This window comes from Pseudomonas sp. CLCA07, from assembly GCF_053615335.1.
Map to the genome: position 1 here is coordinate 4,562,891 of NZ_CM132131.1, position 22,622 is coordinate 4,585,512.

Annotated in this window: 20 protein-coding genes, 1 tRNA gene and 1 riboswitch; of the genes, 5 read left to right on the plus strand and 16 right to left on the minus strand. The window is 60.8% G+C overall.

Translation table 11 applies throughout. The features are described from left to right. Positions 1-77: 77 nt before the first annotated feature. The 11 genes from ACWGZX_RS20960 to ACWGZX_RS21010 all read right to left on the minus strand — a co-directional run bounded on the left by ACWGZX_RS20960 (position 78) and on the right by ACWGZX_RS21010 (position 12,519). Positions 78-151, minus strand: a tRNA-Gly gene (locus ACWGZX_RS20960). Positions 152-331: 180 nt separating this feature from the next. Further along, entirely contained in the window at positions 332-1,216 is an 885-nt protein-coding gene (locus ACWGZX_RS20965) for an alpha/beta fold hydrolase (protein WP_452625266.1), read from the minus strand. A gap of 313 nt (positions 1,217-1,529) precedes the next feature. Further along, entirely contained in the window at positions 1,530-2,222 is a 693-nt protein-coding gene (locus ACWGZX_RS20970) for a pseudouridine synthase (RefSeq protein WP_452625267.1), read from the minus strand. A gap of 56 nt (positions 2,223-2,278) precedes the next feature. Next, positions 2,279-2,473, minus strand: coding sequence for a cysteine-rich CWC family protein (locus tag ACWGZX_RS20975; protein ID WP_452625268.1), 195 nt, complete (start codon positions 2,471-2,473; stop codon positions 2,279-2,281). Between the two features lie 249 nt (positions 2,474-2,722). Further along, positions 2,723-4,501, minus strand: coding sequence for an allophanate hydrolase (gene atzF, locus ACWGZX_RS20980; RefSeq protein ID WP_452625269.1), 1,779 nt, complete (start codon positions 4,499-4,501; stop codon positions 2,723-2,725). A 25-nt stretch (positions 4,502-4,526) separates the two neighbouring features. After that, positions 4,527-8,162 carry an urea carboxylase gene (uca, locus tag ACWGZX_RS20985; protein ID WP_452625270.1) on the minus strand — a complete coding sequence of 1,212 codons (3,636 nt, stop codon included), beginning with the start codon at positions 8,160-8,162 and terminating at the stop codon, positions 4,527-4,529. A gap of 281 nt (positions 8,163-8,443) precedes the next feature. Continuing rightward, positions 8,444-9,085, minus strand: coding sequence for an urea amidolyase associated protein UAAP2 (locus tag ACWGZX_RS20990; RefSeq protein WP_452625271.1), 642 nt, complete (start codon positions 9,083-9,085; stop codon positions 8,444-8,446). 11 nt (positions 9,086-9,096) lie between these two features. Further along, positions 9,097-9,822, minus strand: coding sequence for an urea amidolyase associated protein UAAP1 (locus ACWGZX_RS20995; protein WP_452625272.1), 726 nt, complete (start codon positions 9,820-9,822; stop codon positions 9,097-9,099). A 12-nt stretch (positions 9,823-9,834) separates the two neighbouring features. Beyond that, positions 9,835-10,623, minus strand: a complete 789-nt coding sequence (locus tag ACWGZX_RS21000) for an ABC transporter ATP-binding protein (RefSeq protein ID WP_452625273.1) — start codon at positions 10,621-10,623, stop codon at positions 9,835-9,837. After that, positions 10,620-11,435: an ABC transporter permease gene (locus tag ACWGZX_RS21005; RefSeq protein WP_223511309.1), complete on the minus strand. Its 816-nt coding sequence runs from the start codon at positions 11,433-11,435 to the stop codon at positions 10,620-10,622. The genes ACWGZX_RS21000 and ACWGZX_RS21005 overlap by 4 nt, the downstream gene beginning before the upstream one ends. A gap of 16 nt (positions 11,436-11,451) precedes the next feature. Beyond that, positions 11,452-12,519 (minus strand): putative urea ABC transporter substrate-binding protein, encoded by a 1,068-nt coding sequence (locus tag ACWGZX_RS21010; RefSeq protein ID WP_452625274.1) that lies wholly within the window; start codon positions 12,517-12,519, stop codon positions 11,452-11,454. Positions 12,520-12,580: 61 nt separating this feature from the next. Then, positions 12,581-12,682: riboswitch (guanidine-I (ykkC/yxkD leader) on the minus strand. 285 nt (positions 12,683-12,967) lie between these two features. Between ACWGZX_RS21010 and ACWGZX_RS21015 the strand changes: the two genes are divergently transcribed. After that, positions 12,968-13,216: a hypothetical protein gene (locus tag ACWGZX_RS21015; protein WP_452625275.1), complete on the plus strand. Its 249-nt coding sequence runs from the start codon at positions 12,968-12,970 to the stop codon at positions 13,214-13,216. 168 nt (positions 13,217-13,384) lie between these two features. After that, complete coding sequence (locus ACWGZX_RS21020; protein WP_452625276.1) at positions 13,385-13,858, plus strand: hypothetical protein; 474 nt, start codon at positions 13,385-13,387, stop codon at positions 13,856-13,858. A gap of 50 nt (positions 13,859-13,908) precedes the next feature. Here the strand turns inward: ACWGZX_RS21020 and ACWGZX_RS21025 are convergent, their stop codons facing one another. After that, entirely contained in the window at positions 13,909-15,021 is a 1,113-nt protein-coding gene (locus tag ACWGZX_RS21025; protein ID WP_452625277.1) for an enoyl-CoA hydratase/isomerase family protein, read from the minus strand. 132 nt (positions 15,022-15,153) lie between these two features. On the opposite strand from ACWGZX_RS21025, the gene ung reads away from it, so the two are divergent. Then, a complete protein-coding gene (gene ung, locus ACWGZX_RS21030; protein ID WP_452625278.1) occupies positions 15,154-15,846 on the plus strand; it encodes a uracil-DNA glycosylase in 693 nt (230 codons plus the stop codon). 163 nt (positions 15,847-16,009) lie between these two features. Here ung and ACWGZX_RS21035 read toward each other — a convergent pair whose 3' ends face one another. The 4 genes from ACWGZX_RS21035 to ACWGZX_RS21050 are packed head-to-tail and all read right to left on the minus strand — an operon-like array spanning position 16,010 to position 20,053. Continuing rightward, positions 16,010-17,050 carry an AbrB family transcriptional regulator gene (locus ACWGZX_RS21035; RefSeq protein ID WP_452625279.1) on the minus strand — a complete coding sequence of 347 codons (1,041 nt, stop codon included), beginning with the start codon at positions 17,048-17,050 and terminating at the stop codon, positions 16,010-16,012. Beyond that, complete coding sequence (locus tag ACWGZX_RS21040; RefSeq protein WP_452625280.1) at positions 17,043-18,557, minus strand: tripartite tricarboxylate transporter permease; 1,515 nt, start codon at positions 18,555-18,557, stop codon at positions 17,043-17,045. Before ACWGZX_RS21040 ends, ACWGZX_RS21035 begins: the two co-directional genes overlap by 8 nt. 1 nt (position 18,558) lies before the next feature. Then, positions 18,559-19,017 carry a tripartite tricarboxylate transporter TctB family protein gene (locus ACWGZX_RS21045; RefSeq protein ID WP_452625281.1) on the minus strand — a complete coding sequence of 153 codons (459 nt, stop codon included), beginning with the start codon at positions 19,015-19,017 and terminating at the stop codon, positions 18,559-18,561. A 58-nt stretch (positions 19,018-19,075) separates the two neighbouring features. Then, positions 19,076-20,053 carry a Bug family tripartite tricarboxylate transporter substrate binding protein gene (locus ACWGZX_RS21050; RefSeq protein ID WP_452625282.1) on the minus strand — a complete coding sequence of 326 codons (978 nt, stop codon included), beginning with the start codon at positions 20,051-20,053 and terminating at the stop codon, positions 19,076-19,078. Positions 20,054-20,446: 393 nt separating this feature from the next. On the opposite strand from ACWGZX_RS21050, the gene ACWGZX_RS21055 reads away from it, so the two are divergent. Together ACWGZX_RS21055 and ACWGZX_RS21060 are read left to right on the plus strand one after the other, a co-directional pair. Next, positions 20,447-21,118: a response regulator gene (locus ACWGZX_RS21055; protein WP_007944085.1), complete on the plus strand. Its 672-nt coding sequence runs from the start codon at positions 20,447-20,449 to the stop codon at positions 21,116-21,118. Beyond that, on the plus strand, positions 21,111-22,499 hold the full coding sequence (locus ACWGZX_RS21060; RefSeq protein ID WP_452625283.1) for a sensor histidine kinase N-terminal domain-containing protein: 1,389 nt from the start codon (positions 21,111-21,113) through the stop codon (positions 22,497-22,499). Before ACWGZX_RS21055 ends, ACWGZX_RS21060 begins: the two co-directional genes overlap by 8 nt. Positions 22,500-22,622 lie beyond the last annotated feature (123 nt).

A 22,622-nucleotide genomic window follows, 5' to 3' on the forward strand; every position in this document is an offset into this window, starting at 1 on the left:
GCTAGGTTTTCACACAGTCTGATCAAGGCCGGTTTTTTTATCCCCCGTCAAAAAGCGACGTGAGACTGAAGTCTGATTGGAGCGGGTGAAGGGAATCGAACCCTCGTTATCAGCTTGGGAAGCTGGAGTAATGCCATTATACGACACCCGCTCAGAGCGGCTGACTTTGTACCAGATGTGCGCGTGGAAATGAAGTTTTTCTTTGCGCGGGATGACTTTAGCGCAGGTGAAACAAGCCAAAGACCGTGTGGCGGTCTTTCGCGGGCAAGCCACGCGCCTACAGGAATGCGTTCAACACTGTAGGGCGGGGCTTGCTCGCGAGGACGCTGTTTCAGATTGCCAGTGCATGGTGATCCTGGACGTAGTGGTAACGCGTTCGGCTTTCAGGCTGCGATGGTTTCAGGAACCCCAGCAGGGCATTGCGGCTGTCTCGGCAGGCGGCTTTGTGTTCCATGTCGAGAAAGTGGCCGGTCGCTTCCAGTGTCGTGAAGGTGGCGTGCTGCACGTGGTTGGCGAACAGTCGCGCGCCATCGGCGGCGGTGTATTCGTCCCATTCGCCGTTCATGAACAGCACCGGCACGTTGATTTTTTCCGAGGCTTTGAGGAAGCACTGGCGATCACTGTGCAGCAGGTCGCTGATGTGGAAGTGCATCTGCCCGTATTCATGATCGGCCAGGCTGCTGACGTGCCGGTAATTGAAGCGCTTGAACAGGCTAGGCAAGTGTTTGCCGATGGTGCTGTTCACCAGATTGCCAACCCGGTCGCCGTCCCGGCTGCCGAGGTAATCGACGCCGCGCTCGAGGTAATCGAGCATGTGCGCGTTGATCTCCGGGGAGAACGAACTGATCACGGCTTTTTCGATCCGTCGTGGTCGATGGGCGAGGGCGGCCAGGGTCGCGGCGCCGCCCCAGGAAAACGACAGCACGTGTTCGGCGCCGAAGTGGTCGATCAGTTCCAGAAGGATCTGCCCTTCGACTTCCTTGGTCAGCAATTTTTCGTGCAGGTTGTGGGCTTTGGACCTGCCCGCGTAGGGCTGGTCGTAGCAGACCACGTTGAACTGCGGATGAAGGTTTTTCACGGTTTGTGCAAACGACGCAGTCGTGGCCATCGAGCCGTTGACCAAGATAATGGTCTTCTCTGCGGCGTCTGCGCGATAGAACTCCGTGTAGACCCGATACTGACCCTGTATATCCAGCACAGCGATTTCTGGCCTCATGTCATATGACTCCTGGCAAGCGGGTATGCGCGCAAATGAGATTGCACGAGCTTTGTGACAGGTAGGCATACGCCTGGAATTTGAATGGCCCATGTCGATCCGGTACAGCAGGTCGACGGGTATTATTATTGGCGGGCAGTCTGCCGGTCTGAGGCGGAACCTGAGGGTTCTCTAACCGGCAAAAAGTTTCTTAGAAGTATGTGGTGACTCGTCAGTCACATTTCGGCTGACGACCTGATTCAAGCAGGGGAGACGCCTTCGCGCAAGAGCCATTCGTAAATTGTTCGACAACTTCTGCTGAGCGGTCGCCTGCTTAGATCAAATGAATCTCTTCGGTGCGCAAGGCGCGGTACTCGCCCGGTTTTAGCGCGTTATCGAGCACCAGCGGCCCCATCCGCTCGCGGTGCAGGCGCAGGACCTTGTTGTCGAAGTGGCCGAACATGCGCTTCACCTGGTGATACCGGCCTTCGACGATGCTCAGACGCGCCGACTTCGGTCCCAGAAGCTCTAGCTCGGCAGGCTGAGTGGTGAGGTCTTCGAAGGCGAAATACAGTCCCTCTGTGAATTTCAGCGCGTATTGCGGCCCGATATCTTGCTCGGTCTCGACGTAGTAGACCTTGGGCAGTTTGGTTTGCGGTTGGGTCAGGCGTCGCGACCAGCTGCCGTCATTGGTGATCAGCATCAGGCCGGTGGTGTTGAAGTCAAGGCGACCGGCGATGTGCAACTCGTCCTTGTCCGGCTCATCGATCAGGTCGAGGACCGTCGGGTGCTCTGGGTCGCGGGTGGCGCTGACGCAACCGGGTGGCTTGTGCAGCATGAAGTAGCGTGCGGGCTTGCCGACTTGCAGGACCTCGTCGTTGACTTCGACGCGGCTGAATTCGAGCACTTCGGCGTGCGGGTCGCTGACGATGGTTCCGTCGATCCGCACGCGCTTTTCCACCAGCAACAGGCGTACCTGCTTCCGGTTGAAGCGCGGCAGATTGCTGAGGAAACGGTCAACGCGCATGGCAATAGATCGGTGGAAAAGGGCCGCGTATCTTACGTGATCGGCCGGACGCGTGCTTACAGCTGCGCTTCGACCTGCGCACAGCGGGGGCACAGGCAGGATTTGTCGCGCAGTTCAGGGGGCAGCGCTTCGAGCACGGCCGGGTCGATGCTGACGCCGTAGCACCAACACGCGCGATCAGCGGTTTGCGGGGCGGCCAGGGTGCAGTCGTTGGACGCGCCGCAGGCCGGGCACAGTTCAGGCCGGTTCATAAAGGGTTACTCATAACGCGAGTGAGACATTTCCACGCAAGTGCGGTTACGGCGGGATTGCTTGGCTGTGAGCCGATGGCAGCATTCTAACGGCACTGCTGGAAAATAACTGGCGCAATTGCGCTGGACCTTGTGGGAGCGAGCCTGCTCGCGATGGCGGTGTATCAGTCGGCATCAATTGTGAAGTGCTGACGCTATCGCGAGCAGGCTCGCTCCCACAGGGGTTGGTGTCCCACAGGGGGGGGGTGTTCAGGTCAGGGAGTGCAGGTACGCCCGCCACCCACCGAGATGACTGATATCTACCGCTCCTTCCAAACCATACGCCTCACAGATAAACCCGCTCTCCCAGCGCCCATCCGCCAGTTGCACCTTGCCCAACCCCAGCGGCGCCGGAATCCCGGTCAAGAACGAGCCCAATTCACTGCTCGGCAAATCCCACACCTCCACCGCAATCGCCACGCCGCCATCTTTCACCCGAACCATTCCCGGACGAAACGGCGGGCCACCGGCCAACGCATACAGCTGATAATCCGGCGAACTGAACGTCGTCTCGACCAACCGAGCCCCGCGCCGCTTCAACTGCCAGTTCAGCGCCAGCCCGTCCAGATGCGCGCCACACACCACCAACCGCGCCCGGTCATTACGCGCAACCGCCGTGGGTGTCGGCGTGGTCAGACCTTGCTGGCGCTGGAAAGCGTCCGCCACGCTCAACAAATACTGATCGGTAAACGCCCGGCCAAACAGTGTTACGCCCCACGGCAGGCCATTGCCCATGAAAGCGCTGGGCACGGCGACGGCAGCGTAATCGAGCAGGTTCATGAAGTTGGTGTAGTAACCCAGTTCCGAATTGCGCAGCACTGGTTCGGCGTCCAGCTGCGCCAGTGTCACCGGGCGGCCGATGGTCGGCGTGACCACGCAATCGAGCCCTTCCAGCGCCTTGTCGCACAGCGCCTTCAAGGCTTGCAGTCGGTATTGCGCGCGGAAGGTTTGCACGCCTGTCACCGCCGGCGCCTTTGCTAGCACTGCACGAATCACCGGTAGCACCGCTTGTGGATTTTGCTCCATCAATTCCCCGGCCACGCTGTAGCGCTCGGCCACCCACGGCCCTTCGTAGAGCAAACGTGCGGCTTCAAAAAACGGCGACATATCCAGTTCGACGGCTTCACCGCCCAACACCTTGAGTTGGTCGATGGCATCCCCGAACAACAGCGGGCCTTCGGGGCAACCGAAAAATTCCAGGTCATGCGCGCGCGGCACGCCGAAACGGAAAGGGCGCGGCGTACCGAATGCCGAGCCGTCATTCCACTGCGGGTTGCTGCGGCTGTATTCATCGCGCGGGTCGAGGTGTGCGGTGAGCGCGAGCAATTGACTGGCCTCGCGAGCCGTCGCGGTAAAGGTCGTGACGCAATCGAGCGTGCGACAGGCCGGCACCACACCCGCCGTGGAGATCAATCCTTTGGTGGCTTTCAGTCCCACCAGATTGTTCAAACCCGCTGGCACACGCCCAGATCCCGCCGTGTCCGTGCCCAACGAAAAACTCACCACGCCGAGCGCCACCGCCAACGAAGACCCGGCGCTGGAACCGCCCGACGGATACTCCGGCAACACGCTGTTCGGGCACGCGCCATACGGCGAGCGGCTGCCGTTGAGGCCAGTGGCGAACTGGTCAAGGTTGGTCTTGCCCAACGGAATCGCCCCCAGCGCCAGCAGCTGCTCGACGATGGTCGCCGAACGCTCTGGCACATAGGCAAAGTCGGGACACGCCGCCGTCGTGGGAATGCCCGCCAGGTCGATGTTGTCCTTGATCGCGAACGGCACGCCGTACAGTGGCAGGCTGTCGATGTCGCGACCGTCGAGGGCGGCGAGGTACGATTCCAGTTCTTCGACACTGAGCAAGTGGATGAGCAGGTGATAGTCCGGGTTCAGCGCGGCAGCTTTGTCGCGCAGGCTCGACAGCAGTTGTCGAGGCGTGGTGCTGCCGTCACGGTAAGCGCTGCGCAGGGCGTCGAGTTGCAGATTGAGGGTCATGGAGTTAATCCTTTTCGAAATGGGTTCAGTCGACTTCCAGCACCACAACGCGCTGTCCGGCACGCACCGCCGAACCCGGTTGCACACGAATCTCACGCACCACGCCGGCCATCGGCGCGAGCAGCGGAATTTCCATCTTCATCGACTCCAGAATTACCAGCACATCACCGGCGGCCACGCGGCTGCCGGTTTCCACCTGAACCTGCCAGAGGTTGCCGGCGATGTGGCTGTCGACGCTCATTTCACCGCTGGCCAGCGCTGCCTCTTCGGTCGCTTGCGGGGCCAATTCTTCGCTGTCGAAATGCGCCTGACCGCTGGCGATCCAGCGTTCGCGCTCGGCGTTGAACGCGCCTTGTTGTTGATCGCGAAACGCGGCGATGGTCTCGGCTTCTTTCGTCAGGAATGCCTGGTAATCCGCGAGGTTCAATTGGCTGTGTTCGATGTTCAGCTCAAAGCGCCCGAGCGGGAAGTCCTTGCGGATGCGCAGCAGTTCATCGGCGCTCACCGGGTAGAAACGGATCTGGTCAAAGAAGCGCAACAGCCACGGTTTGCCATCGAACGCGGCGACTTCGCGGTAGCGGTTCCACATCTGCAAGGTGCGCCCGACAAACTGATATCCGCCGGGGCCTTCCATGCCGTAGACGCACATGTAGGCGCCGCCGATGCCCACCGAGTTTTCGGCGGTCCAGGTGCGGGCCGGGTTGTACTTGGTGGTCACCAGACGATGACGCGGGTCGAGCGGGGTGGCGACGGGGGCGCCGAGGTAAACGTCGCCCAGGCCCATCACCAGGTAACTGGCGTCGAACACCGTGCGCTGCACTTCGTCGAGATTGGGCAGGTCGTTGATGCGGCGGATGAACTCCAGATTGCTCGGGCACCACGGCGCGTCTTTGCGCACGGTGGTCATGTATTTCTCGATGGCCAACTGGCAGGCCGGATCGTCCCAGGACAGCGGCAAATGCACGATGCGCGAGGGCACTTGCAGGTCTTTGGCGGCGCACACCGCGTCCCATTCACCGGCGACGATGCCGAGCAGGTCGGACAGCGGCAGTTGCTCGGGTTGGTAGTGCACTTGCAGCGAGCGGATGCCGGGGGTGAGGTCGATCACGCCGTGCAGGTGTTTGCTTTCCAGCGCTTGCATGAGGGCGTGGGCGCGGAAGCGTAAAACAAGATCAAGTTCCGGCGCGCCGATTTCCAGCAGCAGATGAGTGTCCCCCGATAATCTCGCCACCAGCCGCGTATCCCCCTGACCAATATCCAACACCACAGGCGACACAACCCCCTGTAGGAGCTGGCTTGCCAGCGATGAAGTTGATGCGGTGTCTGGACTGGCCCCTTCGCTGGCAAGCCAGCTCCTACAGGGGGTGTTCCATTTCAGGGAGAGGGTGCGGGCGGTCTGGAGATCGACGGGGAGGAACTGGATTTTGTCCCCAGCCTTGAGTTGCCCCAGCTGCCAAAGGTCCGCTTCGATCACTGTCACCGGGCACACAAAGCCACCGAGGCTCGGGCCGTCAGGACCGAGGATCACCGGCATGTCCCCGGTAAAATCCACCGCCCCGATGGCATACGGATTGTCATGAATGTTCGACGGATGCAGTCCCGCTTCGCCCCCGTCGGCACGCACCCATTCCGGTTTCGGCCCGATCAGTCGCACGCCGGTTCGACTGGAATTGAAATGCACTTCCCACTGGGTCGCGAAGAAGGTGCCGATGTATTTTTCAGTGAAGTATTCCGGTGCGCCATGCGGGCCATAGATCACGCGGATTAGCCGCACAGCGGGCAACTCGGTGACTTGGATATCAGACAGTTCGGCATCGACACTCCGGTCGATCAAGGCCGGCACATGTAACACATCACCCGCCCGCAAGGCCCGACCACCATGCCCGCCAAACTGGCCGAGGGTGAAGGTGCTTTTGCTCCCCAGATAATCCGGAACCTGCAAACCACCGCGCACGCACAGATAGCTGCGAGCGCCTGCACCGGCAATCGTGCCTAGGCTCAACGTGGCACCGGCCGGCACCAACAGCGCCGTATTCATCGCGACGGTTTCACCGTTCAGCGTCAGTGGAATCACCGCCCCGGTCACCGCCACCACCACATCACAATTAAAGCGCAGCAACGGGCCGCTCATGGTGATTTCCAGCGCTGCGGCACCTTCTTCGTTGCCCAGTAAAAGGTTACCCAGACGCAGCGCGCGACTGTCCATCGGCCCCGACGGTGGCACGCCCACCGCCCAATAACCGAGACGCCCCGGATAGTCCTGAACGCTGGTTTGCGTCCCGGCGCTGAGCACTTCGAAGGTGTTGGCCTGATAGACCAAACCTTCCAGGCAACGCGTCCACGGCTGGCCGCTGGCGAACGGAACATCCAGCAGAATTTGCCGCAAGTAATCGCGGTTGGTTTCCACGCCATAGAGCTGACTGTCAGCCAATGCCTGATGCAGATCGGTGCGCGCTTCTTCGCGGGTCGGTGCCCAGCTGATGACCTTGGCGATCATCGGATCGAAGTACGGCGGGATCTCGCAACCGGCCTCGACCCAGGTGTCGATACGCAGTTGGATGCCGTTGGCGGCAGGGAAACTCACGGCGGTGAGCAAGCCGGGGCTCGGCTGGAAATCGCGCCGCGGATCTTCGGCATACAGGCGTGCCTGAATCGCGTGCCCCTCGGCTCTCAACCCTTGGCTCAACTCACGCAGTGGTGGCAAATCACCGGCCGCGAGTTCCACCATCCAGCGCACCAGGTCGACGCCCCACACTTGTTCGGTCACGCCGTGTTCCACCTGCAAGCGGGTGTTCACTTCAAGAAAGTAGAAACGCTGATCCTCGCTGTCGAAGACAAATTCCACGGTGCCGGCACTGCGGTAATTCACCGCTTTCGCCAGTTTGATGGCGGCTGCGCAAAGGTCTTCGGCCATGCCGTCGGGCAAGTTCGGCGCCGGGGTTTCTTCGAGGACTTTCTGGTTGCGCCGTTGTACCGAGCAGTCGCGTACGCCGAGGGCAATCACCTCGCCACGGCCGTCGCCGAACACCTGAACTTCCAGATGGCGCGCGCGCGGGATGTACTTCTCGATGAACACGCCGGCATCGCTGAAGTTGTTCTGGCCGAGGCGTTTCACCGCTTCGAAGGACTCGCTCAACTCCGCCGCGCTGCGGCACACGCGCATGCCAATGCCACCACCACCGGCGGTGCTTTTGAGCATCACCGGGTAGCCGACCTGTTCGCCTGCGATTAGTGCTGCGTCGAGGCTGTCCAACAGTTCGGTGCCTTCGAGCATCGGTACGCCGTGTTGCTTGGCCAAGGCGCGGGCGGTGTGTTTCAGGCCGAACACACGCAGCTGTTTGGGTGTGGGGCCGATGAAGGCGATGTCGGCGGCTTCACAGGCCTCGGCGAACGCGGCGTTTTCTGAGAGAAAACCGTAGCCGGGATGAATCGCTGTGGCGCCAGTGGCTTTGGCGATGGCGAGAATCTTGTCGACCGCCAGATAGGTGCCGGCGGCCGCGCCTTCACCGAGGCTGTGGGCTTCATCGGCTTGCAGGATATGCAGGCTGGCGGCATCGGCTTCGGAGTACACGGCGACACCCTTGACCTGCAATTCACGCAGGGTGCGCAGGATGCGGCAGGCAATGGCGCCACGGTTGGCAATCAGGATTTTTTCGAACATGGCATAACCCCCGGAGGCGATAGCGCATCAGCCTCGACCTGGGATGCGGGCCGTCCCGCAGTTTTTCGAAATGCACCAGGGCCGTCCCCGATGACAGAAATTCACACCACCCTTGTAGGCGCTGCTTGCCAGCGAAGAGGCCGTCATCTCCAGCATTGATGTCGACTGACACTCCGCTTTCGCTGGCAAGCCAGCTCCTACACAGGAGAGCGGTTATTTGATGCACTGGCTTGAACGGGCCTGGCACAGGGCGAACAACCATTTACGCAACCGCGCCAGTTTCAGTTCCATACCAATAACTCCGCCGGTGTCGGGTTGTAGGCGTTGCACGGGTTGTTCAGTTGCGGGCAGTTGGAGATCAGCACGATCACGTCCATTTCGGCCCGCAGGTCGACGTATTTGCCCGGCGCCGAAATGCCGTCTTCAAAGGTCAACCCGCCGTCCGCCGTGACCGGCACGTTCATGAAGAAATTGATGTTCGGCCCGATGTCGCCTTTGCCCAGTCGCCCGTCGTGGACGCAGGCGCGCAGGTAGTTGTCGCGGCAGCTGTGCATGTAGCGTTTTTCCAGGGCGTAGCGCACGGTGTTGCTCTCTTGAGCGCAGGCGCCGCCGAGGGTGTCGTGGCGCCCGCAGGTGTCGGCGACGATGGTCAGCATCGGTTTGCCGAGGTTGGAATACAGGACGCTGCCGGTGCTCAGGTACACGCTGTTTTGCCGGCGCAAAGTGCGTTGCACGTCATAGCGTTCTTTCGGATTGGCCACGCTGTAGAACAAGGTGTCGACCGCTTGATTGCCCTCCAGGTCGAGGATGCGCAAGGTCTGGCCAGCTTTGACTTCCATCAGCCAGGGTTCGCCGGCCGGGATGGTCGCGCGGTACACCGCAGCTTCTGGGTGCTTTTGAGCTGTAGCGATTGCAAGTGACATGGCGGCGATCCTCAGGCGAACAGACGGTCGGTATTGATGAAGCCGCGCTCGTTTTCCGGGCGCAAGGTGCGGCAGTGTTCGGCGACGCTGGCGTCGGCGTTCATCCAGCTGAGCTTCAGAGGTTTCGGTGCGTATTCGGGCGATGGGTCCATCGGGTGTTGCAGGGCGGTGAGTACCACCAGTGTGTCCATCGGCGCGTACAACTCGATGTAATCACCGGCCCTGGAATTGCCTTCGACGAAGTGGAAACGCCCGGCTTCATCGACATTGACGCGACTGAACAGGTTGAGGGTCATCAGCAAGTCCGACAGGCCGAGGCCCCACTTGCCCAGCTCCACCAACAGGTTGTCGGTGCCGTTGCGGAAGAAGCCGTTGCGCAGTTCCTGATAACGCCCCGCGCCGTATTTTTCCGCGACTTCTTCAGCACAGAGCACGCCGCCGAGGCTGTCGCTCCAGCCGCAGGTGTCGGCTGTGATCGCAGCCAGCACGCGGCCCATGTCCGAGTACAGGCAATGGCCGCTGGTGAGCTTGGCGGTGTGTTGGCATTTGAGGCTGTCGGGCAGGTTCAGGCGTTCGGTTTTTTCATTGGCGTTGAGCAGCGTCAGGCTGACGTTGGCACCGCCACGCAGATCGGTCAGGCGCAGCAGTTGACCGCGTTTCAGTACGAACGAACGATGACCGCCACCGGGCAGCAATTCTTCGGCGAAGGGTGTGAACAGCAGGGTCGAATCAGTCATTTGCAGATTCCTCTAAGCGATACGAAGCGTGCCTGCCAGGGGCATCGGCAGGGTGTCGACGGCGGCACGGGTGGTGCGGCGGTCGCTGTTCAAAGGGATGTCGTAGGTGATGCGCGCGCCATAGGCACCGGGGGCGTGCGGGTCAACGCGGACTTTATCGAACACCAGCAGACGCGTGCCGAGGCTGAAACCTTCGGACAGGTCGTGGGTGACCATGAACACCGTCAGTTGCGTCTCGCGCCACAGTTCCAGCAGCAAGGCGTGCATGTCTTTGCGAATACCCGGATCGAGGGCGCCGAACGGTTCGTCGAGCAGCAACACGCGGGGTTTCATGATCAGTGCCTGAGCGATGGCCAGCCGTTGCTGCATGCCACCGGAAAGCTGCGCCGGGTACTTGTCCAGCGAGTGGCCGAGGCCGACTTTGTGCAGCAACACCGAGGCCTGTTCCCGCGCATCACGTTTGGCGCTGCCGAACAGGCGTCCGAGCAGTGGCGAACGCGGCAGTTCGAGGCCGAGAGCGACGTTGTCCAGCACCGTTAAATGCGGGAACACCGAGTAGCGCTGGAACACCACGCCACGGCTCGAGTCCGGTTCACCGGCCAGGGCCTGACCGTCGAGTAGAATCTCGCCTCGACTCGCACGTTCCTGACCGAGCAACAAGCGCAGGAAGGTTGATTTTCCGCAGCCTGAGGCGCCGACGAGTGTGCAGAACTCACCCTCGTTGACGTTGAGGCTTAGCCTTTCGAGCACCACCTGATCGCCGTATTGCTGCCATACGTTCTTTACGGTGATGAAGCTCATGCGCGTGCTCCTTCATACCAAGGGAAAGCACGTTGGGTCAGGCGCTTCAGGCCCCAGTCCATCAGCCAGGCGAGGAGGGTGATCCACACCACGTACGGCAGGATCACGTCCATCGCCAGGTAACGGCGCACCAGGAAGATCCGGTAGCCGAGGCCGTCGGTCGAGGCGATGGCTTCAGCGGCGATCAGGAACAACCATGCCGAACCGAGCATCAGCCGCAGCGAAATCAGCAAACGCGGCAGCAGTTGCGGCAGTACCACGCGCAGCATCAGGGTCCAGGTCGAGGCGCCGAGGGTCTGGGCCTTGATCAGCAACTCGACCGGAATTTCCCGGGCGCGTTGTTCCAGATCACGGGCCAGGGCCGGGGTGATGCCGATCACGATCAGCATCACTTTCGACAATTCCCCAAGGCCGAACACGATGAACAGAATCGGCAGGATCGCCAGCGGCGGCACCATCGACAGCACCGTCAGCAGCGGGGATAGCGGCGCGCCGAACAGCGGCAGGGTGCCAGCCGCCATGCCCAGGCATAGCCCGGCCAGCGCGCTGATACCGAGGCCGATAGCCAAGCGGCGCAGGCTCGAAGCACTGTCCTGCCAGAGCAGGTATTCACCGGTGCGGGTGTCGGCCACAAAGGCCAGGCGTTTCACCGCGTCGGTCATCTGCACAGCGCTCGGCAGCAGCTTGTCGTTGGGGTTGTCCGTCAGCCGCTCGGCCGAGCCCATGAAGTAGGCGAACAGCACCAGGGCGAACGGCAGGATCACCAGCAACAGGCGACTCGGGCGATCCGGGTGGCGATTGATCAGGCGCATGGCCAGCTCCTCCTGCTTACAGCTTGGCGTCGGCAGCCATCTGCACGAAGGTCGGGTCGAAGCGCAGCTTGAGGTTGGCCGTGTCGCCGCTGGTCACGCCATTGGCGAACGCCATGCCGACGGCGCTGGTGTCCTTGGCGCCTTCGCCGAGCAAGCCGTGCTGGAACGAAAACTCGGCCACTTTGCGCATGGTCGCCGGCAGTTGCTTGCTGGTGGAAAAGTCCAGGGCTTCTTTGGGCGTGGCGAACAATTTGGTGGTGTCGAGTTGTGACTGGAAACCCGTCAGGTCAGTGCCGGAGGCCTTGGCCATGTGTTCGAGCGCGGCTTTGCTGGCGGCGTTTTTCGAGTTCATCAATTCGACGACTTCGAACCAGGCACCGGTCAGCGCTTTGCCCAGCGCCGGGTTGTCTTTGAGGGTGGCGCTGTTGACCACCATCATGTCCATGATTTCGCCGGGGATCTGGCTGGAGTTGAAGACTTCAGTCACCTCGGGCTTGGCCTTGATGTCCGAGAGCATCGGGTTCCAGGTGGTGACGGCGTTGACCTGTTCGGTGTTGAAGGCGGCGGAGATGTCGGCGTCGGAGGTGTTGACCACTTTGAGGTCTTTCTCGGTGAGGTCCACCGAATCCAGCGCCCGGGCCAGCAGGTAATGAGAAACCGACAGCTCCACCAGATTGACGTCCATGCCCTTGAGGTCGGTGATTTTCTTACCGTCACCCTTGAGCACGATGCCGTCATTGCCGTTAGAGAAATCGCTGACGATAAGCGCGGTGCTGTCGACGCCGCCAGCGGCCGGAATGGTCAGCGCGTCCATGTTGGTCATGGTGCAACCGTCGAACTGGCCAGCGGTGTATTGATTGATCGATTCGACGTAGTCGTTGAGCTGCACCACATCAATCTTGATGCCGTACTTCTTTGCCCATTTGTCGACGATGCCTTGGCTACCGGCGTATTCCCACGGCATCCAACCGGCATAGATGGTCCAGCAGACACTGAAGTGGTCTTTCTGGGCGGCCTGGGACGAGAAACTCACGAAGGCTGCGAACGCAGCGGCGAGCAGGGCGGGTAAGCGAAGCTGGGACATGGTGGTTCTCCAGTTGATCAGGGGCGAGCAGGAGTCAACGCGGCACCGCGAACGGTGGCTTGTCTCCCGGGCTTTTGTCCCGCCGTGTAACCTCAACTGGAGGTCGCCAACTCTCGGACCAGCCACTCGCTCAAAGCGAGCCGGAACCCTAGTCAGCCATTGCAAATTGTGGTGCCGCGAACCTGTAAAGAACTCCTGCACGCTTTTACTAAAGCGAGAGACGTGCCAAGTCGGCTTGAGCGCCCTAGCGTGGGGGATGACGCGAGAGCCACGTCGGGAGGGGGCTGCACGGTTGCCTTGTGATGGTGCGCGACTGCACCGCAATGGGACGGTTTGGCCGCTGATCTGAAGGTATTTGCGGACCAGCACTCGATGCCGTTTTTCAAGTCAAAAGCAATGTCAGCCGGCCGTTGTCGGCTGCTGTCCCAAGGTCTTTTCGGAGGCCGTCATGCTGCGTCGAATTGTGTTTACGGTGTTGTTCAGTTTGGGTATGTCTGGTTGCTATTACTACGCAGGCCCCTATGACGCATACGCCACACCTAATGACTACCCCGGTTATTACTACCCCGGTTATTACTCGCCTTACTACCATGGTGGCAATTACGGTCCACGGTATTACGGGGGGTATCGCTCCCGTTATTACGGGGGCCACGGACCGCGTTATTACGGCGGTGGATATCACGGCTGGCACCATTAATCAGTGCGTGAATAGATGAAAAACCTTTCATCGGGCAGATGTTTCAATGTGTTTCATGGGCGCACCAGATTTCGAAAAACGAGGTCTGATCTTTCGACAGTCACCGATTAATTGACTGTCGCTCACCAGCGTCGCTGGTGTAGCTCACTCGCGGTCCAGGAGGCCGCCATGCTCTGTCGAAAACAGCTCCGCCGAATTCTTCTGATTGCTCTATCGGGATTGTCTCTTGGTGCGTGCGTGCCCTATTCCGATGGAGGAGCCAACTACTACAGTTCCGAGGTCTATACCTCGCCAGCGCCAACCTATTACGCCGGTGGCGGATCCTACTATTCAGGTGGCGGAGGTTATTACTCGCCACCGCCCCGGTACTACTCACCGCCAGCGCGGTATTACCAGCCGACTCCGCGCTATTACTATCAGCCAAGGATCTATCAACCGGCCCCGCGTTATTACCAATCCCGGAGCTATTACCGGTCACATCAGAATCAGGGCTGGGACGGTCATCACCAAGGTGGCTGGAGTAATGACAACCGAGGTGGCTGGAATAATGACAACCGAGGTGGCTGGAATAATGATTACCGGGGGGGTGGACGCCATCACGGCGGACGCGGTGACCACATGGGCCGAGGTGGCCACCGGTAACCGTTCACACAAAAGCGGCGCACGAAGCGCCGCTTTTTTGTGCCCGAATTTCAGTATTCGGACAAATCCGCCAGTGGGTGCCGACCTTCCCAGGCCTTCTGGAAGTGCGCGTCCACCACCGCATCCGGTACGTTGTTGATGTCCGGCCAGTGCCAGTGCGGTTTCTGGTCCTTGTCGATCAACCGTGCGCGCACACCTTCGCTGAACTCCGGATGTCGACAACAGTTGAGGCTCATCGTGTATTCCATCTGAAAAACCTGAGCCAACGACAGGTGCCGGGCCCGGGCGATTTGCTCCCAGACCAGATGCGCGGTCAGCGGCGCGCCTTCACTCATGGTTTTTGCGGCACGGCTGAGTAGCAGGTCGGCGCTGTCGCGTTGCAGGCTGATGGCCTTCCAGGCGCAACTCACATTACTGACGTCCAACAATTCGTCGATGTGCTGGCGCCGTGGCAACCACTGGGCTTCGGGCATTTGCCCGACGGCTTCCTGCTGCAAGGCCTTGAGCAAACTGTTGAGCTGCATCGGCGTTTGTTCCTGCCAGTTCAGTTGCAGCAACCCTTCGATCAGTTCCTCCTGTTGTTCATCGAGCAAGAAACGGTCGGCCAGGTCCAGGTCAATTGCATCGCGGCCGTTCATGTGGGCACCGGTCAGGCCCAGAAACAGCCCGAGCTTGCCGGGCATTCGCGACAGAAACCAACTGGCGCCAACGTCCGGATACAGGCCAATGCTGATTTCAGGCATTGCCAGCCGAGTGCTTGGCGTGACAATCCGGATACTCGCGCCTTGCAACAAACCCATCCCGCCGCCGAGCACATAACCATGACCCCAGCAGATCAACGGTTTCGGGTAGGTGTGCAGTTTGAAGTCCAGGCGATATTCCGCCGCAAAGAAGTGCGCGGCCAACGGCGGCACCTCCCCGGGATGAGCGCGACAGGCTTCCACCAGGCTGCGTACTTCACCGCCGGCACAGAAGGCCTTGGCGCCGTTGCCGCGCAGTAACACGCAGACTATTTGCGGGTCCTTGGCCCAAGCGTCCATTTGATCACGCAGGGCGTTGATCATCGGCAGGGACAGGGCGTTGAGGGACTTTTCGGCATCGAGGCTGGCGATGCCGATGCGAGCGCCGTCGGTGCCGGTGAGTTCTTCGAAGTGCAGATTCATCGTGACCTCGATCGGGAATTTGAGCGTTCAGTATGATCGCTGTACAGGAAAGTGCCGGATGTGCGTCAGATCAATTGACAAGTGTGATGGGCTTTCCTAGGGTTCGCCCCATTGTTTTTGCCGGATGTAACCATGACTGCTGACGACCGTATCAAACTCGAACCGAGCTGGAAGGAGGCACTGCGTGCCGAATTCGACCAGCCCTACATGGCAGAGTTGCGTGATTTCCTGCAACAGGAGCGTGCGGCGGGCAAGGAGATCTATCCACCGGGCCCGATGATTTTCAACGCGCTCAACTCCACGCCGTTGGACAAGGTCAAGGTCGTCATCCTCGGTCAAGACCCCTACCACGGCCCGGGCCAGGCCCATGGTTTGTGCTTCTCGGTGCAACCGGGCGTGCCGGCGCCGCCGTCGCTGGTAAACATCTATAAAGAGTTGAAACGCGACCTGAACATCGATATTCCCAACCATGGCTATTTGCAGAGCTGGGCCGACCAAGGCGTGCTGATGCTCAACACCACCATGACGGTCGAGCGCGCCAATGCCAATGCGCACAAGGATAAGGGCTGGCAGTTTTTCACGGACCGGATCATTGAGATCGTCAGCCAGCAGCAGCCGCATCTGGTGTTTATGCTGTGGGGCGCACATGCCCAGAGCAAACAGAAGCTGATCGACGCGACCAAGCACCTGGTGCTGACGTCGGTGCATCCGTCGCCGTTGTCCGCGTATCGCGGATTTCTGGGATGCGGGCACTTCAGCCGGACCAACAAGTTTCTTGAGCAGAATGGCGAGACGCCGATTGAGTGGCGGTTGCCACCGGTTTGATGTCAGTTGGTGGAGCTTTGTGGCGAGGGGGCTTGCCCCCGTTGGGTCGCGTAGCGGCCCCCTACATTCCCTAGCAATACTGAATCAGCAGGATTTACGACTGCTACGCAGCCGAACGGGGCGGTGCGGCGTTCCGACAAGCCCCTTCACCACAGGGATCGGGTCAGGACTGTTCCGGCACCCGGTTCCAATACTTGAACAACGGCTCCGCCAGAAACAACACAAACAACAACCGCATCACCTGCATTGCCGTCACCAGCGGCACCGACAACTGCAGCGTCTCCGCCGTCAGGCTCATTTCCGCAATCCCGCCGGGCATCATGCCCAGGGTTAGCGAGCGCAAATCCAGATGGGTCAGCGCACTCAACCCCAGCGCCGCCGCCGTGGCGATCAACATGGTCAGCACCGTGCCGATCAAGGTCCGGCCCATGAAGGAAGGCGCACGCCGAAAAAACTGTCGGTTGAAGTGACAACCCAAGCCGCTACCAATCAGCCATTGGCCGATCTGGCTTCCGCCATTGGGCAAACCGATGTGCAAATCCCAACCGATGCTCACCGCCGCACTTACCAGCAACGGCCCGAACAGCCATGGGTTGGGTTGACGCAGGCGCTCCCACAGCCACGCCGCCAAGGCGCCTGCCGGGAATAAAAAGGCCAACCAGCGCCAGTCCACGGCCGTGGCGTGCAAAACCGGCGCACCGTCACCCAACAAATACTTGAACGCCGCCGGCACACACAACACCACCACCAGCACCCGCAAACTTTGTCCCGCCGCCACACGGCTGAGCACCGCACCGTTGCGAGCACCGAGGTTGACCATCTCTCCGGAGCCGCCGGGCATGCTGGAAAAGAACGCGGTGGCGCGATCCTCGCCGGTACGGCGCATCAACCAGACCCCGACCACGGCCGACAGGCTGGTGACCAACGCACCGAAGAAGATCAGACCGAAATGCCCCAGCACCTGCTCCATCACCACCGGGGTGAAGTGCAGGCCAATGCCGACTCCCACAATCCACTGGCCGCACTTGCGGCCGCCAGGGATTTCCGCCAATTGCCAAGGGGTCAGGCAACGCACGAGGATGATCGCCAGCAACGAGCCGACCATCCACGGCAGCGGCCAGCCGATCTGGCTGGCGAGGTAACCGCCCAGCAGACCGACCAGCGGTGTTCCCCACCAGGCTTTGAGCGGCGTTCGATCAGACATCGGCGATAGCGCGTTGAGCGGCCGAACGTTTACGCCAGATCCGCAACAATGGCATCAGCAGCATGATCGCGGTCAGTACCCAGCAGCCGAAGGTGATCGGGCTGGACCAGAGGATTTCCAGTGCACCGTTGGAAATCGACAGCGCGCGCCGCAGGTTTTGTTCCATCAAGCCGCCGAGGATGAAGCCCAGCAAAATCGGCGACAACGGGAAGTCCAGCTTGCGCAGGATGTAGCCGAAGATGCCGATACCGATCATCAGGAACAGGTCGAAGGTGGTGGCGTGCACCGCATAGACGCCGATCCCGGTGATGATCGCGATCACCGGTACCAGCGCCCAGTTAGGCACGGCGAGGATGCGAGTGAAGATACGGATCATCGGGATGTTGAGGATCACCAACATGATGTTGGCGATGAACAACGAGGCGATCAGGCCCCAGACGATGTCGGGTTGCTGTTGGAACAGCAGCGGCCCCGGCGTGATGTTGTACAGCGACAGGGCGCCGATCATCACCGCCGTGGTGCCAGAGCCGGGAACACCGAGGGTCAGCATCGGCACCAGTGCGCCGCACGCTGCGCCACCGATGGCGGTTTCCGGTGCCGCAAGGCCACGCATGTCGCCCTGGCCGAACGTGCCTTTGGCACCGGCGATACGTTTTTCGGTCATGTAGGCCACGGCGCTGGCGAGGGTCGCGCCGGCTCCCGGCAACACGCCCATGATGAAGCCCAGCACGCCACAACGCAGGTTCACCACGAACACCGCCGAGGCTTCCTTGAAGTTGAACATCATGCGGCCGGTGGCTTTCACTGCTTCCTGACCATGATGGGTTTTTTCCAGCAGCAGGAGAATTTCACTGATGGAGAATAGACCCAACACCAACACGACAAATTGTATGCCGTCGGTCAGGTGGATGTTGTCCCCGGTGAATCGGTAAACGCCGCTGTTGGCATCGATCCCGACGCTCGACAGAAACAGGCCGATCAACGCCGCAATAAAGGTTTTCAGCGGTCGGTCACCGGCCATGCCGCCAAGGCAAACAATGGCGAACACCATCAGCACGAAATATTCCGCCGGCCCAAAGGCAATCGCCCATTTCGCCAGCAGCGGGGCGAACAGCACCATGCCGCAGGTGGCGATGAACGCGCCGATAAACGAACTCCACGCCGACAACGACAGCGCGACACCGGCCAGGCCTTTGCGGGCCATCGGGTAACCGTCCAGCGTGGTCATGACGGTAGAGGCTTCACCGGGAATGTTCAGCAGAATCGAGCTGATCCGTCCGCCGTATTCGCAACCCAGGTACACCGCTGCCAGCAGAATCAGTGCCGACTCCGGTGGCAGGCCGAGGGCGAATGCAATCGGGATCAACAATGCCACGCCATTGATCGGGCCCAGGCCCGGTAAAAGGCCGACCACGGTGCCGATCAGGGTGCCGCACAGGGCGGTCACCAGGTTGTATGGGCTCAGCGCGACGCCGAAACCCTGACCCAAATAGCCAAGCGTATCCATATCAGTTCTCCAGAACGTCGAGCACGCCCAAGGGCAGCGGCACGTCCATCAACTTGTCGAACAGCAGATAAAGGCCGACGGCCATTAGCGTGATGATCACAATGCTGGGCACCCAGCGACCGCCATATAGGCGCGCCATTGGAATGCCGATCAGGATGCTGGCGACGATGAAACCAAGGGGTTCGAATGTGCCGGCAAACACCAGCAACAGCACCACGCATATGCCGATTTTGGTCAGGGTTTCGCGGTCCATCGGTGGTTCGTCAGCGTCGTGCTTGATCGGCGCGGGACGAAACACCATATACAACAGCGCCAGGCCCATCAGCCCGAGCATCAACAGCGGAAAGGCTCTGGGCCCCACCGGTTCGTAGGAAAAAGCCGCTTGATACGGCCAGGCCATCAGCGCCAGGCCAACACAGGCCAGCAACAGCACCGAAGCAAAAAAGCGTTGTAAGAGCATGGGAAACTCCTGTGCCGCGGCCCCGCGAAACGAGGCCGCAGCCGCTAGACAGAGGCGATCACTGGATCAGGCCGAACTCTTTGGCCAGCACTTTGTAGTCTGCTACCTGCTTCTTCACGTAGGTGTCCAGCTCCGGGCCGGTCATGGCGAACGGGAACAGTTCACGTTGATCGCGCAGCTTGGCGAAGTCTTCGGACGCCAGCAGCTTGTCGAAGGCGTCTTTCCACCAGGCGTAGTCTTCGTCGCTGACTTTTGGCCCGAGGTAGAAGCCGCGAACCACCGGCCAGACGATGTCGTAGCCTTGCTCTTTGGCGGTCGGGATGTCTTTCATTTCCGGCTCGTCCAGGCGCTTCTCGGCGAACACGGCCAGCAAGCGCATGTCGCCGCTCTGGATGTGCGGCATGGAGTCGGAGATGTCGGTGCTGCCGACCTGAATGTGCCCACCGAGCAGGGCGGTGGCGATTTCACCGCCGCCTTCAAGGGCGACGTAGCGCAGGTCGCGCGGGTTGATCCCGGCTGCCTTGGCGATCAGTGCGGTTTGCATCCAGTCCTGGCTGCCGACGGTGCCGCCGGAGCCGATCACCACTTTGCTCGGGTCTTCTTTCAGCGCTTTGACCAGATCGTCGAGGGTTTTGTAAGGCGAATCGCTTTTCACTGCGATGGCGCCATAACTGGTGCCGACGGCGGCCAGCCAGCGCACGTTGGTTTCATCGAATCGACCAAACTTGCCTTGCGCCAGGTTCAGCAGCGAGCCGCTGGACCAGGCCACCAACGTGCCAGCGTCGGCGGGGCGCTGAGCGACCACCGCGTTGTACGCCACTGCGCCGACACCGCCGGGCATGTAGGTCACGCGCATCGGTTTGGTCAGCAGCTTTTCGTTGATCAGCGCACTCTGCGCCAATTTGCAGGTGAGGTCGAAACCACCGCCCGGTGAGGCCGGGGCGATGCATTCCGGGCGTTTGGGTTCGGCCATCAATTGACCGGCGAACAGCATACAGCTGGCGGCGAGGGCGAAACGGCGCAGGGATCGATTCATTATTGTCTCCATGGGAGTTTTTGTTTTTGGGGATGTTTCAGGTGCGGCGGTTTCGCGTCGTGCAGCCGGCAACGGCGCTGGCAAGCGTAAACGACGGGATTCTGGATAAAGGGCGGGACGGACAAGCCTGAAGCTGCGTAGACAGCATGGTGCAGTACCTCATTTATTGTTCTTATTGACGAAAACGCGTCATGGCGTTTTTCGGGAGCTACATTTCAAAGCACTATTGGAGGGTCGGCATTCGAAACCATCCGTGGGCCGACTCTAACGGGCCAACCTTTCACTAACCTTTCAGCAGGCTTTCACGGTTTACAGGCTTCACAGCAGCGGATGCGGCTGTAAACTTCGCGCCAAAGAATGGCGTCGACCATCCCCTGAATGAGGTAAAGATCCATGCGTGTTCTGCTCGTCGAAGACCACTTGCAGCTTGCCGAAAGTGTCGCCCAGGCGCTCAAGAGCACCGGGCTGACGGTGGACGTGCTGCACGATGGCGTGGCTGCAGACCTGGCTTTGAGCAGCGAGGAATACGCCATGGCCATTCTCGATGTCGGCCTGCCGCGCATGGATGGTTTTGAAGTGCTCGCGCGCTTGCGCTCCCGGGGGAAAAACCTGCCGGTGCTGATGTTGACCGCGCGTAGCGACGTCAAGGATCGGGTCCATGGCCTGAACCTTGGTGCTGACGATTACCTGGCCAAACCCTTTGAACTGACCGAACTCGAAGCGCGGGTCAAAGCCTTGTTGCGCCGCAGTGTGCTGGGCGGTGAACGTCAGCAGCGCTGCGGTGTGCTGGCCTATGATCTGGACACCCGGCGCTTCACCCTCGGTGAAGAATTGCTGACCCTGACCTCGCGTGAACAGGCCGTTCTCGAGGCGCTGATCGCCCGGCCCGGACGGGTGATGAGCAAAGAGCAACTGGCCTCCCAGGTGTTCGGTCTGGACGAAGAAGCCAGCCCTGACGCGATCGAAATCTACGTGCATCGCTTACGCAAAAAACTCGACGGCCAACCGGTCGCGATCGTGACCTTCCGCGGTCTTGGCTACTTGCTGGAAAGCCGCGATGCATAAGCCCAGCAGCCTGCGCTGGCGGTTGCTGTGGAACCTCGCGCTGTTGCTGGTGGTGTTAATGCTGGCCAGCGGTTTGAGCGCGTACTGGAATGGTCGCGAAGCGGCCGACACGGCCTATGACCGCACTTTGCTGGCGTCGGCGCGAACCATTGCGGCGGGTGTCACCCAGCGTGACGGCACGCTCAGTGCCGACGTGCCCTACGTGGCGCTGGATACGTTTGCCTACGACAGTGCGGGGCGAATCTTTTACCTGGTCAATGACATCCATCAGAATTTGATTTCCGGTTACGAAAACCTTCCCGCACCACCTCCCGGAACGCCGCGCACCGATGACTACCCGGCGTTGGCACGGTTTTACAACGCCACGTATCGCGGGCAGAACGTGCGGGTGGTCAGCCTGCTCAAACCGGTCAGCGAGCCGAACATGAATGGCATGGCGGAAATTCGCGTTGCGGAAACCGATGAGGCACGGGTCAGCATGGCGCGCAGCCTGGCGGCGGATACGTTGCTGCGGCTGGGCATGCTGGCGATTGGCGCGCTGCTGTTGGTGTGGTTTGCGGTGAGTGCGGCGTTGCGCCCGCTGGAACGCTTGCGCACGGCAGTGGAAGAGCGCCAGTCAGATGATCTGCGGCCATTGCCGTTGGTGGAAGTGCAACACGAGTTGTGGCCGCTGGTCCGCGCGCTCAATCACTTTACCGAGAGGCTGCGCGAGCAGTTCGAGCGTCAGGCTCAGTTCATCGCCGATGCCGCCCATGAACTGCGTACGCCGTTGGCGGCGCTCAAGGCGCGGCTTGAGCTTGGCCTGCGGGCGAGTGAGCCCGAAACCTGGCGCAACACCCTGGAAACCGCTGCCCAAGGCACGGATAGGTTGACGCACCTGGCGAATCAATTGCTGTCGCTGGCACGGGTCGAAAACGGTGCCCGAGCCATTGCCGAGGGCGGGGCGCAGTTGCTGGATTTGAGTCAGTTGGCGCGGGAGTTGGGCATGGCCATGGCGCCGCTGGCCCACGCACGCGGTGTTGCCCTGGCACTGGAAGCGGACGAGCCGGTGTGGCTGCGCGGTGAACCGACGCTGTTGAATGAATTGCTGAGTAATCTGGTGGATAACGCACTGGCCCATACACCGTCGGGCGGCAATGTGATTCTGCGGGTCACTGCACCAGCGGTCCTGGAGGTTGAGGACGACGGGCCGGGGATTCCGATTGAAGAGCGGGAGCGGGTGTTCGAGCGCTTTTACCGACGTAATCAGCAGGTGGCCGGGTCGGGGCTGGGCCTGGCGATTGTCGGCGAGATCTGCCGTGCGCATCTGGCGCAGATCAGCCTGCATGATGGTGAAAAGAAGGGGTTGAAGGTTCGGGTGAGTTTTATTGCCGGGGAGTGAAGCCATCACCTGTGGTGAGGGGGCTTGCCCCCGTTCGACTGCGAAGCAGTCGTAAAACCTGCACAGACTATGTTTCTGGCCAGCCAAGTAGCTGGGGCCGCTGCGCGACCCAACGGGGGCAAG

Bases quoted from the DNA above. Each gene is read 5' to 3' on its own strand.
- ACWGZX_RS20965 (WP_452625266.1), bottom strand. From the start codon at position 1,216: ATGAGGCCAGAAATCGCTGTGCTGGATATACAGGGTCAGTATCGGGTC.
- ACWGZX_RS20970 (WP_452625267.1), bottom strand. From the start codon at position 2,222: ATGCGCGTTGACCGTTTCCTCAGCAATCTGCCGCGCTTCAACCGGAAG.
- ACWGZX_RS20975 (WP_452625268.1), bottom strand. From the start codon at position 2,473: ATGAACCGGCCTGAACTGTGCCCGGCCTGCGGCGCGTCCAACGACTGC.
- atzF (WP_452625269.1), bottom strand. From the start codon at position 4,501: ATGACCCTCAATCTGCAACTCGACGCCCTGCGCAGCGCTTACCGTGAC.
- uca (WP_452625270.1), bottom strand. From the start codon at position 8,162: ATGTTCGAAAAAATCCTGATTGCCAACCGTGGCGCCATTGCCTGCCGC.
- ACWGZX_RS20990 (WP_452625271.1), bottom strand. From the start codon at position 9,085: ATGTCACTTGCAATCGCTACAGCTCAAAAGCACCCAGAAGCTGCGGTG.
- ACWGZX_RS20995 (WP_452625272.1), bottom strand. From the start codon at position 9,822: ATGACTGATTCGACCCTGCTGTTCACACCCTTCGCCGAAGAATTGCTG.
- ACWGZX_RS21000 (WP_452625273.1), bottom strand. From the start codon at position 10,623: ATGAGCTTCATCACCGTAAAGAACGTATGGCAGCAATACGGCGATCAG.
- ACWGZX_RS21005 (WP_223511309.1), bottom strand. From the start codon at position 11,435: ATGCGCCTGATCAATCGCCACCCGGATCGCCCGAGTCGCCTGTTGCTG.
- ACWGZX_RS21010 (WP_452625274.1), bottom strand. From the start codon at position 12,519: ATGTCCCAGCTTCGCTTACCCGCCCTGCTCGCCGCTGCGTTCGCAGCC.
- ACWGZX_RS21015 (WP_452625275.1), top strand. From the start codon at position 12,968: ATGCTGCGTCGAATTGTGTTTACGGTGTTGTTCAGTTTGGGTATGTCT.
- ACWGZX_RS21020 (WP_452625276.1), top strand. From the start codon at position 13,385: ATGCTCTGTCGAAAACAGCTCCGCCGAATTCTTCTGATTGCTCTATCG.
- ACWGZX_RS21025 (WP_452625277.1), bottom strand. From the start codon at position 15,021: ATGAATCTGCACTTCGAAGAACTCACCGGCACCGACGGCGCTCGCATC.
- ung (WP_452625278.1), top strand. From the start codon at position 15,154: ATGACTGCTGACGACCGTATCAAACTCGAACCGAGCTGGAAGGAGGCA.
- ACWGZX_RS21035 (WP_452625279.1), bottom strand. From the start codon at position 17,050: ATGTCTGATCGAACGCCGCTCAAAGCCTGGTGGGGAACACCGCTGGTC.
- ACWGZX_RS21040 (WP_452625280.1), bottom strand. From the start codon at position 18,557: ATGGATACGCTTGGCTATTTGGGTCAGGGTTTCGGCGTCGCGCTGAGC.
- ACWGZX_RS21045 (WP_452625281.1), bottom strand. From the start codon at position 19,017: ATGCTCTTACAACGCTTTTTTGCTTCGGTGCTGTTGCTGGCCTGTGTT.
- ACWGZX_RS21050 (WP_452625282.1), bottom strand. From the start codon at position 20,053: ATGAATCGATCCCTGCGCCGTTTCGCCCTCGCCGCCAGCTGTATGCTG.
- ACWGZX_RS21055 (WP_007944085.1), top strand. From the start codon at position 20,447: ATGCGTGTTCTGCTCGTCGAAGACCACTTGCAGCTTGCCGAAAGTGTC.
- ACWGZX_RS21060 (WP_452625283.1), top strand. From the start codon at position 21,111: ATGCATAAGCCCAGCAGCCTGCGCTGGCGGTTGCTGTGGAACCTCGCG.